Origin of the sequence: Bacillus sp. BHET2 (assembly GCF_005938125.1) — a bacterium.
In the GTDB taxonomy this organism is placed as follows: Bacteria; Bacillota; Bacilli; order Bacillales; family Bacillaceae_B; genus Rossellomorea.
In genome coordinates this window covers 349,279-363,980 of sequence record NZ_VCQN01000002.1, presented here as the reverse complement: position 1 = coordinate 363,980, position 14,702 = coordinate 349,279, and the positions used below count along the sequence as shown (strand labels likewise).

The 14,702-nt window shown below is 41.7% G+C and carries 13 protein-coding genes; 12 read left to right on the top strand and 1 reads right to left on the bottom strand.

The window, feature by feature from the left end:
- The 3 genes from pyk (at nt 1) to FGG79_RS11420 (ending at nt 2,667) form a co-directional block, all read left to right on the top strand.
- The gene (pyk, locus tag FGG79_RS11430) at nt 1-1,761 is read left to right on the top strand and encodes a pyruvate kinase (protein ID WP_138778380.1); all 1,761 of its coding nucleotides are present in this window, start codon (nt 1-3) and stop codon (nt 1,759-1,761) included.
- Nucleotides 1,762-1,859: 98 nt separating this feature from the next.
- Complete coding sequence (locus FGG79_RS11425) at nt 1,860-2,150, top strand: hypothetical protein (RefSeq protein WP_138778378.1); 291 nt, start codon at nt 1,860-1,862, stop codon at nt 2,148-2,150.
- A 130-nt stretch (nt 2,151-2,280) separates the two neighbouring features.
- Nucleotides 2,281-2,667: an FxsA family protein gene (locus tag FGG79_RS11420; protein ID WP_138778376.1), complete on the top strand. Its 387-nt coding sequence runs from the start codon at nt 2,281-2,283 to the stop codon at nt 2,665-2,667.
- 32 nt (nt 2,668-2,699) lie between these two features.
- Here FGG79_RS11420 and ytvI read toward each other — a convergent pair whose 3' ends face one another.
- Nucleotides 2,700-3,806, bottom strand: coding sequence for a sporulation integral membrane protein YtvI (ytvI, locus tag FGG79_RS11415; protein WP_138778374.1), 1,107 nt, complete (start codon nt 3,804-3,806; stop codon nt 2,700-2,702).
- Nucleotides 3,807-3,964: 158 nt separating this feature from the next.
- Here ytvI and FGG79_RS11410 point away from each other — a divergent pair, with 158 nt between their 5' ends.
- The 9 genes from FGG79_RS11410 (at nt 3,965) to hflC (ending at nt 14,454) form a co-directional block, all read left to right on the top strand.
- Nucleotides 3,965-4,423: a DUF441 domain-containing protein gene (locus tag FGG79_RS11410; RefSeq protein WP_138778372.1), complete on the top strand. Its 459-nt coding sequence runs from the start codon at nt 3,965-3,967 to the stop codon at nt 4,421-4,423.
- A 400-nt stretch (nt 4,424-4,823) separates the two neighbouring features.
- Nucleotides 4,824-5,942 (top strand): citrate synthase, encoded by a 1,119-nt coding sequence (gene citZ / locus FGG79_RS11405; RefSeq protein WP_138778370.1) that lies wholly within the window; start codon nt 4,824-4,826, stop codon nt 5,940-5,942.
- 120 nt (nt 5,943-6,062) lie between these two features.
- Nucleotides 6,063-7,337: an NADP-dependent isocitrate dehydrogenase gene (icd, locus tag FGG79_RS11400; RefSeq protein ID WP_138778368.1), complete on the top strand. Its 1,275-nt coding sequence runs from the start codon at nt 6,063-6,065 to the stop codon at nt 7,335-7,337.
- A 78-nt stretch (nt 7,338-7,415) separates the two neighbouring features.
- Nucleotides 7,416-8,354 carry a malate dehydrogenase gene (gene mdh / locus FGG79_RS11395; protein ID WP_138778366.1) on the top strand — a complete coding sequence of 313 codons (939 nt, stop codon included), beginning with the start codon at nt 7,416-7,418 and terminating at the stop codon, nt 8,352-8,354.
- A gap of 594 nt (nt 8,355-8,948) precedes the next feature.
- Nucleotides 8,949-9,425, top strand: a complete 477-nt coding sequence (locus tag FGG79_RS11390; protein WP_138778364.1) for a MaoC family dehydratase — start codon at nt 8,949-8,951, stop codon at nt 9,423-9,425.
- Between the two features lie 247 nt (nt 9,426-9,672).
- Nucleotides 9,673-10,392 carry a response regulator transcription factor gene (locus FGG79_RS11385; RefSeq protein WP_138778362.1) on the top strand — a complete coding sequence of 240 codons (720 nt, stop codon included), beginning with the start codon at nt 9,673-9,675 and terminating at the stop codon, nt 10,390-10,392.
- Nucleotides 10,389-12,188 carry a two-component system histidine kinase PnpS gene (pnpS, locus tag FGG79_RS11380; RefSeq protein ID WP_138778360.1) on the top strand — a complete coding sequence of 600 codons (1,800 nt, stop codon included), beginning with the start codon at nt 10,389-10,391 and terminating at the stop codon, nt 12,186-12,188. The genes FGG79_RS11385 and pnpS overlap by 4 nt, the downstream gene beginning before the upstream one ends.
- A 384-nt stretch (nt 12,189-12,572) precedes the next feature.
- Nucleotides 12,573-13,526: an FtsH protease activity modulator HflK gene (gene hflK, locus FGG79_RS11375; RefSeq protein WP_138778359.1), complete on the top strand. Its 954-nt coding sequence runs from the start codon at nt 12,573-12,575 to the stop codon at nt 13,524-13,526.
- Nucleotides 13,519-14,454, top strand: a complete 936-nt coding sequence (gene hflC / locus FGG79_RS11370; protein ID WP_138778357.1) for a protease modulator HflC — start codon at nt 13,519-13,521, stop codon at nt 14,452-14,454. Before hflK ends, hflC begins: the two co-directional genes overlap by 8 nt.
- The last annotated feature ends 248 nt before the right edge of the window (nt 14,455-14,702 follow it).

Here is a 14,702-nt window from a genome sequence, read left to right as displayed (position 1 = left end):
ATGAGAAAAACGAAAATAGTATGTACGATTGGACCTGCAAGTGAAAGTGTCGATAAGTTATCACAACTAATCGAAGCGGGGATGAACGTTTCCCGTCTGAATTTTTCACATGGTGACCATGAAGAACATGGACAACGAATTGTAAACATCCGAGAAGCTGCTGAAAAAGCTGGCAAAACCGTAGGTATCTTACTTGATACAAAAGGCCCGGAAATCCGTACGAACAATATGGAAGACGGTGCAATCGAATTAACTCAAGGTTCAAACATCATCGTTTCCATGAAGGAAGTACTGGGAACAACCGAGAAATTCTCCGTTACATACGAAGGATTAATTGACGATATTCACGTTGGTTCGAAAATCCTTCTTGACGACGGATTAATCGGATTAGAAGTGACGGAAATCGACCGTGCAAATGGCGAGATTCATACACTTGTACAAAATAGCGGTGTATTAAAGAATAAAAAAGGCGTTAACGTACCAGGTGTATCTGTAAACCTTCCGGGAATCACTGATAAAGATGCAAGTGATATCGTATTCGGTATTGAACAAGGTGTCGACTTTATTGCCGCATCATTCGTTCGTCGTGCATCGGATGTATTAGAAATCCGTCAATTATTAGAAGAGCATAAAGCTTCTCACATTCAAATCATCCCTAAGATTGAAAATCAAGAGGGTGTAGACAATATTGACGAAATCCTTGAAGTTTCAGACGGTCTAATGGTAGCCCGTGGAGATCTTGGTGTTGAGATTCCAGCTGAAGAGGTACCATTGGTTCAGAAGCAACTTATCAAGAAATGTAATTCATTAGGGAAGCCGGTTATCACAGCAACTCAAATGCTTGATTCCATGCAGCGCAATCCAAGACCAACAAGAGCAGAAGCAAGTGACGTTGCCAATGCGATCTTCGATGGTACAGATGCCATCATGCTTTCTGGGGAAACAGCTGCAGGGACGTATCCTGTAGAAGCAGTTCAAACGATGCATAACATTGCTTCAAGAGCAGAAACCGCCCTTGATTTCAATGCAATCTTATCTAAGCGCAGCAAAGATAGTGAGCACAACATGACGGACGCCATCGGCCAATCGGTCGCATACACGGCTCTTAACCTTGATGTGAATGCTATTGTGGCTCCGACTGAAAGTGGTCACACTGCCCGCATGATCTCTAAATACCGTCCGAAAGCACCAATCGTAGCCGTTACTGGTACAGACTCTGTATCACGCCGTCTGGCGCTTGTGTGGGGCGTATACCCTACAGTTGGACGTCAAGTGACGACAACGGATGAAATGCTTGATATGGCTGTAGAAGAGAGCGTAAACTCAGGCATGACAAAGCATGGAGATCGTATCGTGATCACAGCTGGTGTTCCAATCGGTGAATCAGGAACAACCAACCTAATGAAAATTCATGTAGTAGGCGATATCGTTGCAAAAGGTCAAGGAATTGGCCGCAAATCTGCATACGGTAAAGCTGTTGTCGCAACAACTGCTGAAGAGGCAGTTAAGAATACACAACCAGGATCCGTCCTTATCACCATCGGTACGGATAAAGACATGATGCCAGCCATTGAAAAATGTTCGGCACTCATCGTTGAAGAAGGCGGATTGACAAGCCATGCAGCGGTTGTCGGAATCAGCTTAGGAATCCCTGTAGTTGTAGGTGTTGACAATGCAACTTCCCTATTCGAAAACGGTCAGGAAATTACCGTCGATGCTACCCACGGTGTGATTTATAACGGTTACGCTAGCGTACTGTAAGGAAGAGAATGAAAGCCAGAGTCCGGTTTGGACTCTGGCTTTTTTTGATTGGTTTTTTTTGGGGGGGTGAAGTGAATGTTCACAATTTGGCCCGATAAATGAGAAAAGTGGCCCGATTAACGGTGAGAGTGGCCCAATTAATGATGAAAGTGGCCCAATCGAAGGTGGAAGTTCCGCAATACATGATGAAAGTTCCGCACCAATCGGCTAAAGTTCCGCAATACATGATGAAAGTTCCGCACCAATCGGCTAAAGTTCCGCAATACATGATGAAAGTTCCGCACCAATCGGCTAAAGTTCCGCAATACATGATGAAAGTTCCGCAACAACAGGCTAAAGTTCCGCAACAACCACAAAAAGTACCACACCAAACACCCCTCTCTCCATAAAAGAGCACAAAAAAAGTAATAAGCGCTATAAACACCTCTACTATTTAACATAATCCCCCACATAATACGGCAAACATCTAATATGTTATAATAAAAGTAGCAAGTATTAAAACGAATGGAGGAATCCTTCATGAGATATATATTGTTATTGTTAATCATTGTTCCTGCGTTGGAAATTGGGTTACTTGTTCTTTCAGGACAGGCGATCGGACTGATTCCAACCGTGTTACTGATCATATCCACCGGGATTCTCGGTGCATATTTGGCTAAAAAGCAAGGTATCGAGACTCTTCGAAAAGCACAGAAGGACATGCAGTACGGTCAGCTACCGGGAGATGCCATCATGGATGGACTTTGCATTCTGGTTGGTGGGGTCGTTCTGTTGACGCCTGGCTTTATCACCGACGCCATTGGATTCCTTCTTTTGCTTCCACCGACGCGTAATCTATTCAAGCCGTTTATTTACAGGTTATTCAAGCGCTGGATCAATAACGGGAATGTCATCATATACAGATAAGGAAAAAGCACTGCTCGTGAGCAGTGCTTTTTCTATTTTACTCCCATAATAAACTTCCATGTATCTTCGAAGACACCGGCTCTTTTTAGAGTGGAGAGAATGACTAATACGACAGGTCCTACGATCAATCCGAGGAACCCGATGAGCTTAAAGCCGACGAAGAGAGCGACCAGTGTCGCAAGGGGATCCAGTCCGATGCTTGAAGACAAGACCTTCGGCTCCATGATTTGGCGTTGGACGACAACGACCATATAGAGGACAGATAGGCCGATTCCCAATCCAACGTTACCGGTAATGAACTCATAAATGATCCAGGGAACGAACACGGCTCCTGTACCTAGATACGGCAGAATATCGACTAGGCCAGTCACAAGGGCGATGGTGATTGCGTAATCTACTCTGAGAATGATCAGTCCAATCAGCACAATGATAGCCGTGATGGAAATGAGCGTAAACTGAGCGCGTATGAATCCGAACAATGCCTTTTTTAAGTCAATGAATACCTTTCTACCACTGGTCATTGCTTTGCCAGGAATGATTTTCTCGGCTTTAGCAGATAATGTATACCAGTCCTTGCTGATAAAGAATGTAGCCAAAGCAGCAAAAATGAGGACGGACGCCGCATTCGGGATCCATGAGATCAGCTGTGGCAGCTTTGTGAAAAAGTTTTGCAGGAAGTCTCCTGCAGAAGTGGCAATTTTCGTTCCCGCCGTCTGGACATTCTTCAATATCGTATCCTGTTGGCCCGCTTCAAGATTTTTGAACAATCCGGCAAGCTGATTGTAGAAGGGGATCACGTGTCCAACGATGAAGTCCTCTGCATATGTCACCAGAGTATCAACGTGATCAGGGAGCACTTCGGCTAAATAATTGGCTCCTGAAACAATCTCGGCAATGAGTAACGTGATGAGCCCTGCGAAGATGGCCACAATCAAGATAAGAGATAAGGTGACGGACCATATCCTCGGAAGCCATCGTTCAAGCCAATTCACCATTGGGTTGATCAATAAGGCGATTGCTATGGCGATGAAAAACGGATATGCAAGTTTCCATATGTAATAGAGTGAAATCAGTGAGAGTATGATGATCGCTACAACAATCAGAAACCGGATCGTTCGATAAACATATTCTAAGTTCAAGGGCTTCCCTCCTACCCAGTCTAGTACTTCTATTTTATAGGAGACAGGAAATGAAAGGAAGTTTAATTTGAGATGGTCCGGCATTTTTATTACAGAGAAGAAAAGTTGATATGCTAGGATAATGATTGGAGAATGGAAGAGGAAGGAAGTATGCTTAGATGACACAGCCATTTCTGTTTTTGTTACTCTTATTAGGAATAGGGTTTATAGCAAAGAACCAGTCCATCATTATAGCCGTAGCATTTTTACTCGTTCTTAAATTAGTCGGTCTAGATGAAAGGGTGTTTGCTACCATACAGTCCAAAGGAATTAATTGGGGTGTGACCATCATTACGATTGCGGTTTTGGCACCGATTGCAACCGGTGAAATCGGCTTTAAAGATCTATTTGATTCACTGAAATCACCTTATGCCTGGATTGCTCTTGCTTCAGGAATGGCTGTTGCCTTAATTGCAAAGAGTGGATTGACGCTCTTGGAGAACGATCCTCACATTACGACAGCGCTTGTTCTTGGAACTGTACTCGCTGTGGCAATCTTTAAGGGAGTTGCAGTCGGCCCGCTGATTGGAGCAGGAATCGCCTATTTAGCGATGAAATTATACGAACTTTTTCTGTAAAGAATGCTTTGTGGATCATGCCCGTTCACTCTTGATGAGGATTTCGGGATGGCCATTCATCATTTTTTAGGTGGTCCTTTCCAAAGCATTGGAGAACATTATATATCCTTTTTTCCAATGGTTTATTTTTCTAGAAAAATAATTTTTAGAGAAATTAGTGCGTTTTCATTCACAAAAGTCAGATAATTGTTTATAATAGGAAATGTAAGCGCATCCCAAGCTCTAGTGTTATTATAGTAGGAGCAGGGAATCATTTTTTGTATAGGAATTGAGCAATCGCTCAACGTGTTCATTTACGTTCTTTTTAAACAAGCCTTTAGTACTGATTAATGTGTTATAGGGTTTTATGCTCATATGAAAATGGGTAAAAGAGAAATACTTACCAAAAGGAGAGATTATTATGACAGCAACTCGCGGTTTAGAAGGAGTTGTAGCAACGACATCATCTATCAGTTCAATCATTGACGATACTCTTACATATGTTGGCTACAACATTGATGATTTGGCAAATAATGCTAGTTTTGAAGAGGTTATCTACTTATTATGGCACCTTAAATTACCTACTTCATCAGAACTTCAAGAATTTAAAGAGCTGTTAGCAGATAACGCTGCACTGCCTAAAGAAGTAATCGAGCATTTCAAAATGTACAACATTAAGGAAGTTCATCCAATGGCTGCATTACGCTCTGCAGTATCTTTACTTGGATTATATGATGATAAAGCGGATGTAATGGAAGAGAAGGAAAACTACTTAAAAGCGGTTCGACTTCAAGCTAAAATTCCGACAATTGTAACAAGCTTTGCGCGTATCCGCAATGGTCAGGAGCCAATTGCTCCTCGTAAGGATCTTGGGTTTGCAGCCAACTTCTTATATATGCTAAATGGTAAAGACCCGGAGCCAATTGAAATCGAGGCATTCAATAAAGCTCTTGTCCTACATGCGGACCATGAATTAAACGCTTCTACGTTTACAGCACGTGTTTGTGTTGCTACACTTTCTGATGTGTACTCTGGTGTTACTGCTGCGATCGGTGCCTTAAAAGGACCGCTTCACGGTGGAGCAAATGAGCAGGTAATGAAGATGCTAACTGAAATCGGATCTGTCGATAAAGCAGAATCATATATCCTGGATAAACTAGAAAAGAAAGAAAAAATCATGGGATTTGGACACCGTGTATACCGTCAAGGAGATCCACGTGCCAAGCATCTTAAAGAAATGTCGAAAAAACTAACTGAATTAAGAGGCGAAAGTAAATATTACGAAATGTCCGTTAAAGTAGAAGATGTATTTACGTCCAATAAAGGCTTGCCGCCAAATGTTGATTTCTACTCGGCATCCGTATATCATAGCTTAGGTATCGACCATGATCTATTTACGCCGATCTTTGCAGTAAGCCGAGTTTCTGGCTGGTTAGCACATATTTTAGAACAATATTCTAACAACCGCTTAATCCGCCCTCGTGCTGATTATGTGGGGCCTGGCAAGCAGGAATACGTTCCGGTTGATCAAAGAGGTTAATCATCAATATTTACAAATACTAAAAATATTGGTGTAATAAATAAGAGAAGGGGACTGACTCTAAATGCATAGGGCACTTATAGTCATCCCCTTTGATAATGAAAAAATGGAGGTTACATAATGACACAAGGTGAAAAAATCACAAACCAAAACGGCCAACTTAACGTGCCAAACAATCCAATCGTCCCATTCATTGAAGGTGACGGAACAGGTCCAGATATTTGGGCATCAGCCAAGCGCGTTCTAGATGCTTCTGTTGAAAAAGCATACAAAGGTGAACGCAAGATCTCATGGAAAGAAGTATATGCCGGAGAAAAAGCATTCAACAAAACTGGCGAATGGCTTCCAAATGATACACTTGACGCAATCCGTGAATATTTCATTGCTATTAAAGGTCCTCTAACAACTCCTGTTGGTGGCGGAATCCGCTCATTGAACGTTGCGCTTCGTCAGGAATTAGACCTATTCACTTGCCTGCGTCCAGTACGTTACTTTGAAGGTGTTCCTTCACCGGTTAAGCGTCCTGAAGATACTGACATGGTCATCTTCCGTGAAAACACTGAAGATATCTATGCAGGTATCGAATACGCAAAAGGTTCTGATGAAGTCAAAAAATTAATCAGCTTCCTACAAGACGAAATGGGTGCTAACAAAATCCGTTTCCCTGAAACGTCTGGTATCGGTATCAAACCTGTATCTGAAGAAGGGACAAACCGTCTTGTCCGTGCAGCGATCAATTATGCGATCACTGAAGGCCGTAAATCAGTAACGTTGGTTCACAAAGGGAACATCATGAAGTTCACTGAAGGAGCTTTCAAAAACTGGGGTTACGAGCTTGCTGAGAAAGAGTTCGGGGATAAAGTATTCACTTGGAATCAATACGACAAGATCAAAGATGCTGATGGATTGGATGCAGCGAATAAAGCTCAATCTGAAGCTGAAGCTGCTGGTAAGATTATCGTGAAAGATTCAATCGCTGATATCTTCTTACAACAAATTCTTACTCGTCCAGCTGAGTTTGATGTAGTAGCAACGATGAACCTGAATGGTGATTACATTTCTGATGCCCTAGCTGCTCAAGTAGGTGGAATAGGTATTGCACCTGGAGCCAATATCAACTACGAAACAGGACATGCAATCTTTGAGGCAACTCACGGAACAGCTCCTAAATATGCAGGTATGGATAAAGTAAATCCTTCATCTGTTATCCTTTCAGGTGTGCTTATGCTTGAACACCTTGGTTGGACAGAAGCTGCTAACCTGATTTCGAAATCAATGGAGAAAACAATTGCTTCTAAAGTCGTAACATATGACTTTGCCCGTCTAATGGATGGAGCAACTGAAGTGAAATGCTCTGAGTTCGGTTCTGCTTTGATCGAAAACATGGAAGCATAATAATATGACATAGGGTTGGGGTGCTTCGTTCTGGAGCACTCCTTCCTTTACATAATGACACGAATAGGGGGAATTATGATGGCAATTAAACGTAGAAAAGTATCTGTTATCGGTGGAGGTTTCACTGGAGCGACTACGGCACTTATGCTCGCTCAGAAAGAGCTTGGAGATGTGGTATTGGTTGATATCCCGCAAAATGAAGATCCAACAAAAGGGAAAGCCCTGGATATGCTTGAAGCAAGCCCGGTACAAGGGTTTGATGCAAACATTACCGGTACGTCCAACTATGAAGATACAAAGGATTCAGATATCGTTGTCATCACTGCAGGGATTGCCCGTAAACCGGGAATGAGCCGCGATGATCTCGTTCAGACCAATCAAAAGGTCATGAAATCAGTCACGCAGCAAATCGTGAAGTATTCACCTGATTGCTATATCATCGTTTTAACCAATCCTGTGGATGCCATGACGTATACCGTTTTCAAAGAGTCCGGCTTCCCGAAAGAGCGCGTGATCGGGCAATCGGGAGTATTGGATACAGCTCGTTTCCGTACGTTTGTGGCTCAGGAATTAAACCTGTCTGTGAAGGATATTACTGGATTCGTTCTGGGTGGCCACGGAGATGATATGGTTCCTCTTATTCGTTACTCATATGCAGGAGGCATCCCTTTAGAGACATTGATCCCTAAAGACCGTCTGGACGCCATCGTTGAGCGTACCCGGAAAGGCGGGGGCGAAATTGTAGGACTACTCGGTAACGGCAGTGCCTACTACGCTCCAGCGGCTTCACTTGTCCAAATGGTAGAAGCCATCCTTAAGGATCAACGCCGCGTCATCCCTGCGATTGCTTACTTAGAAGGTGAATACGGATTCGATGGTATCTATCTCGGTGTCCCGACCATCCTAGGTGGCAACGGCTTAGAAAAGATTATCGAACTCGAACTAACCGACGAAGAAAAATCAGCACTGGCCAACTCAGCAGAAGCTGTCAAAAATGTGATGTCTTCATTGGCTTGATTGATTTAATGTAAAACTGACTTCCTTTTGGGAGGTCAGTTTTTTTTATATAGATTAATGAAAAATCAGCTAAAGAGTTTCTATATTCAACAATTGAAGCATTAATTGGGATAAGAGCATTGATGAAAGGAAGGAATTAATGGATAATTAAATTTAGGTAAATAATGGTATTAATGAAGGGTAGGTGGAAAAATTGCTGCTTCTTTTAGCTGCAATCATTTTTACAGAATGAAACAATATCATTAATGAGGTGACATAAGGATATTCTTATTAAATGGATTGCCTATGTAATATTTGTAGTGGGTGCACTCTATTTTTATTTCGGAGGCACTAGACGAACCAAAAACAAAAGAAGTTACTTTTTTATTATGGTAGTTAGTATAGTATTACTCAGCTATTATTATTGGTTTGAGATTTAACCCTTATGCGATTAAGATTCATAGCACCATCAATCAAACCATTAAAAATAACCCCCACATGCGTAAAAACTCTTTGTAAGGAAAACCTAAAAATGTTAAAATGATAATAGACAGACAATAAACATTATTTCTATTATTTAAAAATGTAATCGTTTACATACCGGAGGTGCTTCTTATGTTATTGGGGAAAAAGAGAAAACTGGGAAGAAAAATCGAAGAAATGACTATTGGAGAAAAGCTGACCCTTACTGAAAAAATAGAAGACAACGCATTGCTTCTCTATTTAGGGCTCACAAATGATGCGAATCCATTATATATTCAGCATGATTATGCTTCACAAACACCGTTTAAAAAACCGATTGTGCCAACCATCATGTTAACTGGAATCATTACATCCGCTGTATCAAAATATCTGCCAGGTCCGGGCTCTCATATTGTAGAGCAAACGATCGAATTTCCTAAACCGGTCTACCATTACGCAACGGTGCAATTTCTGTTTGAAGTAACGGAAGTCGATACGAACAGCCACCTGGTAACGATTAGTGTGTCGGCTACCAATGAAGAGGATGAGAAAGTTCTGAACGGGACAATAAAAGTTTGCCCACCTCATCGCTTAGAAAAAATGAATAGTCATGCGTTAGAAAATTTCTAATGACGAGAAGGAGCTATGAAACCATAGCTCTTTTTTTATTCGTTATAATGATAAATAACGACTGAGAAGTGCATCATATTAATAGATTAGAGCTAAGGCTATGTCGGTTATATTCCATACCGGAAGAAATCTATCAATGGTAAATCTCTTTAAATGATGGTAAGCCTCAGGATTTATATTATAATGAGAGTACAATTACATAAACGATTGGATGATGGGGTTAATTTTTTTTCTGGAGGCACAACAAATGAGCAAAAAAATCTTGGTAGTCGATGATGAACAATCTATTGCAACACTCTTAAAGTACAATCTGGAGCAATCCGGTTATTCGGTTACAACGGCACATGATGGCGAAGAGGGAAGGGATATAGCGATTGAAGAATCTCCGGATTTGATCATTCTTGACCTGATGCTTCCTTCTATGGATGGCATTGAAGTGTGCAAAGAACTGCGCCAACGCAAGATTAACATCCCGATTCTGATGTTGACGGCGAAGGATGATGAGTTTGATAAAGTACTTGGATTGGAGCTTGGAGCAGACGACTATATGACAAAGCCGTTCAGTCCCAGGGAAGTGGTTGCAAGGGTGAAAGCGATCTTAAGACGAAGTCAAGCCATCCAAGAAGCGGCGGATTCAACTGCCGCAGAACCGACAGATTACAAGGAAGTCGGGGAATTAAAGATTTACCCTGAACAATATGAGGCCTATTTCCAAGGGGAATTACTTGAATTGACGCCAAAGGAATTCGAGCTCCTTCTGTACTTGACGGATAATAAAGGAAGAGTATTGACGAGAGATCAATTGCTGAGTGCAGTATGGAATTACGACTTTGCCGGAGATACGAGAATCGTTGATGTGCATATTAGCCATTTACGGGAAAAAATCGAAGCCAATACCAAAAAACCTACTTATATTAAAACGATTCGAGGACTGGGGTATAAATTGGAGGAGCCTAAAAATCGATGAGCAAGTTTAGAACAAAGCTCCTATTTGCTCTTATCACGCTAATCATTGCTGTATTAATAGGACTTGGGTTACTCTTGGGACAGATCTTTAAGAACTTCTATTTGGATACGTTTAATTCCAGGATCGAAAAGGAAGCGAGACTACTCGCTGGTTCAATTGAAGAGAATGGTGCACCAGAAGAGATTGATCCGGATATGATCAAAGGTTTGAGTGACATATTGGACGTGAGGATCACTATTCTGGATAAACAGGGTAGTGTGGTCCATGATACGGAAGCAGACAAATCGCTTGTCGGTCCACAGCAAAAAAAAATCGTCAAAGAAATCCACAAGAACTGGAATGTAAAACAAAAGCACAAGAAACTCGTTACGACGGGAACAGAATTTAGATATTATTGGTATCCGCTTATAAATAAAGATAATGAAAAGATGGGGCTGCTCATCATGAGTACGGAAGTTGCAGCTCTTGAAAAAGGTACACAGCAAATTTGGTTTGTTCTGTCGATTTCACTGGGACTTGCTCTAGTCCTCATTATTATACTTGGCTCGAGGATCACCGTAAGGTACACCAAGCCAATTGAATCGGCGACAAACGTCGCGATTGAACTAGCCAAAGGGAATTATCGCGCCCGTACCTATGAAGATCGACTTGATGAAACGAGTATGCTGAGTTCCTCAATCAATATACTGGCGAGGAATCTGCAAGAGATGGTGAACACACAAGGGCTGCAGCAGGACCGTTTAACAACTTTGATCGAGAACATGGGAAGCGCACTGCTCCTAATCGATCATCGAGGATTTGTAGTATTGACGAACAGGACGTTCCGGGATTTCTTCAATCTGAAAGAAAGTCAGCTGAGGAAAGTGAGATACCATGAGGTGATTCACTATCAGGAAGTGAATAAGCTTGTGGAAGAAATCTTCATGACAGAAGAACGGTTGCGGAAGCAGATCCTTCTTCCTCACAAAATGGACCGGAAGCATTATGAAGTGTATGGTGCCCCTATTATCGGGAATAACGACGAGTGGAAAGGGATTGTCGTTGTCTTCCATGACATTACGGAGCTCAAAAAGCTTGAGCAAATGCGTAAAGACTTTGTGGCCAATGTTTCCCATGAACTTAAAACGCCGATTACAAGCATTAAAGGCTTCTCAGAAACGTTATTAGACGGTGCCATGAATGACCCAGATACGTTAAAATCGTTTTTAGACATTATTCTAATGGAAAGTGACAGGCTGCAATCCCTGATCCAAGATCTATTGGAGCTGTCAAAAATCGAAAAACATGGATTCGAACTTTCTCTCCATGAGGAAGAAGTGGCTAGTCTGATTGAAGACGTGATGCCGATCCTTCAGGAAAAAGCAAAATCAAAAGACATCTCCCTCAGAACGTCCTTCCATTCTAGGGGAATGGCAGTAGTCGACTCTTATCGATTAAAACAGGTATTCATCAACTTGGTCAGCAACGCCATTGTGTACACCCCAAAAGGCGGAGATGTCCAAATTACGATACAAGAAGATTCAGATAAGGTATACGTGAGCGTGAAGGATAACGGAATGGGGATCAGTCAAGAAGAGATGCCCCGTATCTTTGAACGTTTTTATCGTGTCGATAAAGCGAGAAGCCGTAATTCAGGGGGAACCGGCTTAGGACTGGCCATCGTTAAACATATTATCGAGGCACACGAAGGGAATGTGGACGTCGAGAGTGAGCTGAATAAAGGAACGACCTTTACCGTCACCTTAAATAAGCAGCCGTCTCCATATTCCCGTGGTGAAGGGTTGGAAAAAACTTAGTACGTTTCGTACATTTTACATTTTCTTTACATTAGGTTAAATTTCTATTAATAATAGGGTGGTACGATACTAAGTGAAACCCCTTCATCCAAGGTGTTAAGAAAAGGCGAGAACTAACCCCGTTCTCGTCTTTTCGTTTTATTATTCCGTAAGCGCTTTCTTTGTTCTGCTTATAGTCAATTTGTCCAGATAAAATGCGGTCATCTTATTTGTTGCGATTCATTCTTTATGAACATGGTTAGTGGGAAGTGGGAAGTTCTATTAGATTCATAATCTTTCACATCTTGTCATCTTCTCTTAATCTTTCTGAAACCTTTTTGGCATAAATCCGTATATCTTAGTAGACAAACAATAAGATATAGAGAAAGAAAAGGGAGGGTGCTTATGAGTTTGAAACGTGTTTATATGGTGGCAGGTATGATTTTGGCAGCCATAATTTTAATTGTTGTATTATTAACTTCCTGGTACACCGTTGATGAATCAGAACAAGCTCTTGTATTAACATTTGGTGAAGCGGGGGAACCGGTAGTGGAACCAGGTCTTCATTTTAAAATGCCGTGGCCAATGCAATCAGTGGAAGTACTATCCAAAGAAACCTTCAGTCTTCAATTCGGATATGAAGAAAAGGATGGAAAGATAAAGGACTTCCCGAAAGAAACAAAAATGATTACAGGGGATGAATACATTGTTCTCGCCGATCTCGTGGTTCAATGGAAGATCACGGATCCTGAAAGCTATTTATTCAACTCCGATAATCCGAAAGAAATTCTGTACGATGCTACTTCTTCTTCTTTGAGAAGTATTATCGGAAGCTCATTAATAGATGATGCCTTGACGAGTGGTAAAGCGGAAATCGAGGCAGAAGTTAGGGACTTGTTAACGAGTCTGATTGATGATTATGACATCGGGATTTCGATTCTCGCAGTGAAGTTACAGGATGTTGAGCTGCCGAATTCAGAGGTCAGGTCTGCCTTTACTGCTGTGACGGATGCCCGGGAAACGATGAACACGAAAATCAATGAAGCAAAGAAATACCGAAATCAGCGAACGAACGAAGCATTAGGTGAAAAAGACGCGGTCATGTCACGTGCAAAAGGGGATAAAATCGCCCGTGTTGAAGAGGCACGTGGGGATGTAGCGGTATTTGATAAACTATACAATGAGTATAAATCCAATCCTGAAATTACAAGGAAGCGTCTCGTGCTGGAAACCCTGGAAAATGTTCTGCCAGATGCGGAAATCTATATTATGAAGGACAGTGGAGAAACGTTGAAATATTTCCCTATCCGACAAATGGATCCTCCGGTGAAAAAGGAAGGAAGTGATGAGAATGAGTGATCAAAACGTCTTTGATATGAATTCGAAAAAGAAAGAACCGGTCGAATGGAAGCGATATACGAAAGTAGGCATCTTCCTCATTATTCTCATTGCCGCCCTTCTTCTCCTGTTCACGAGCCTCTTCATTGTCAAAGAAGGAGAATACAAAGTCGTCCGCCAGTTTGGGGAAGTGGTACGAATAGACAAAGACCCAGGGTTAAAGTATAAGATTCCATTCATCCAATCTGTGACGACCCTGCCTAAGCACCAAATGACGTATGATGTAACGGAAGCCGAGATCAATACGAAGGATAAAAAGCGGATGCTCATCGATAATTATGCGGTTTGGCGCATCGAAGATCCTCTTAAAATGATTAAAAATGCTCGACTTGTCATTAATGCCGAAACGAAAATGGAAGAGTTTATCTATTCTGTCGTTCGATCAGAGCTTGGCCAATTAGAGTACGATGAAATCATTAATGATGAAAAGTCTTCACGAGGAAGCTTGAACGACCGAGTGACGCAAAAGGTGAATGAATTACTGGAGCGGGATGGGTATGGAATCGTCGTGGTGGATGTACGCATGAAACGCACCGATTTACCTGAAGCAAATGAAAACTCTGTCTACACCCGTATGATTTCAGAACGTGAATCCAAAGCTCAGGAGTATCTCTCTAAGGGGGATGCTGAGAAGCAAAGGATTACGGCTGAAACAGATCGTGAAGTAAAGGAACTTCTTGCAAAAGCAGGAGCAGATGCTAATGTGATCCGTGCCGAAGGAGAATCAGAAGCGGCACAAATTTTTAACAAATCGTTCTCTAAAGATCCAAGCTTCTATGACCTGTATAAAACACTGGAAACATATAAGAAAACAGTGGATGATGAAACGGTCATCATCTTACCATCCGATTCCCCATACGCAAGATTGTTGATGGGGTATACGGAATAAATGAGAAAACTCTTGAGGAATGTGGATGTACCCATTCTTCGGGAGTTTTTTTTATTTAAGTTGATCGGTTGGAGGCGATGCATTGTATTGGTGCTCGGCAGCTTCGAGATGGTAGTCGTTCGATTGTTTCGTTATTTTGATGCTGTATTTATAAAATTAGTCTTTATTTAGATGATTTTTGGCTAGTTGAATGGAGATTGGAGGTTGAGTGTCATAAGTTGAAGATCCAGAGAGGAAAAACATGCTCT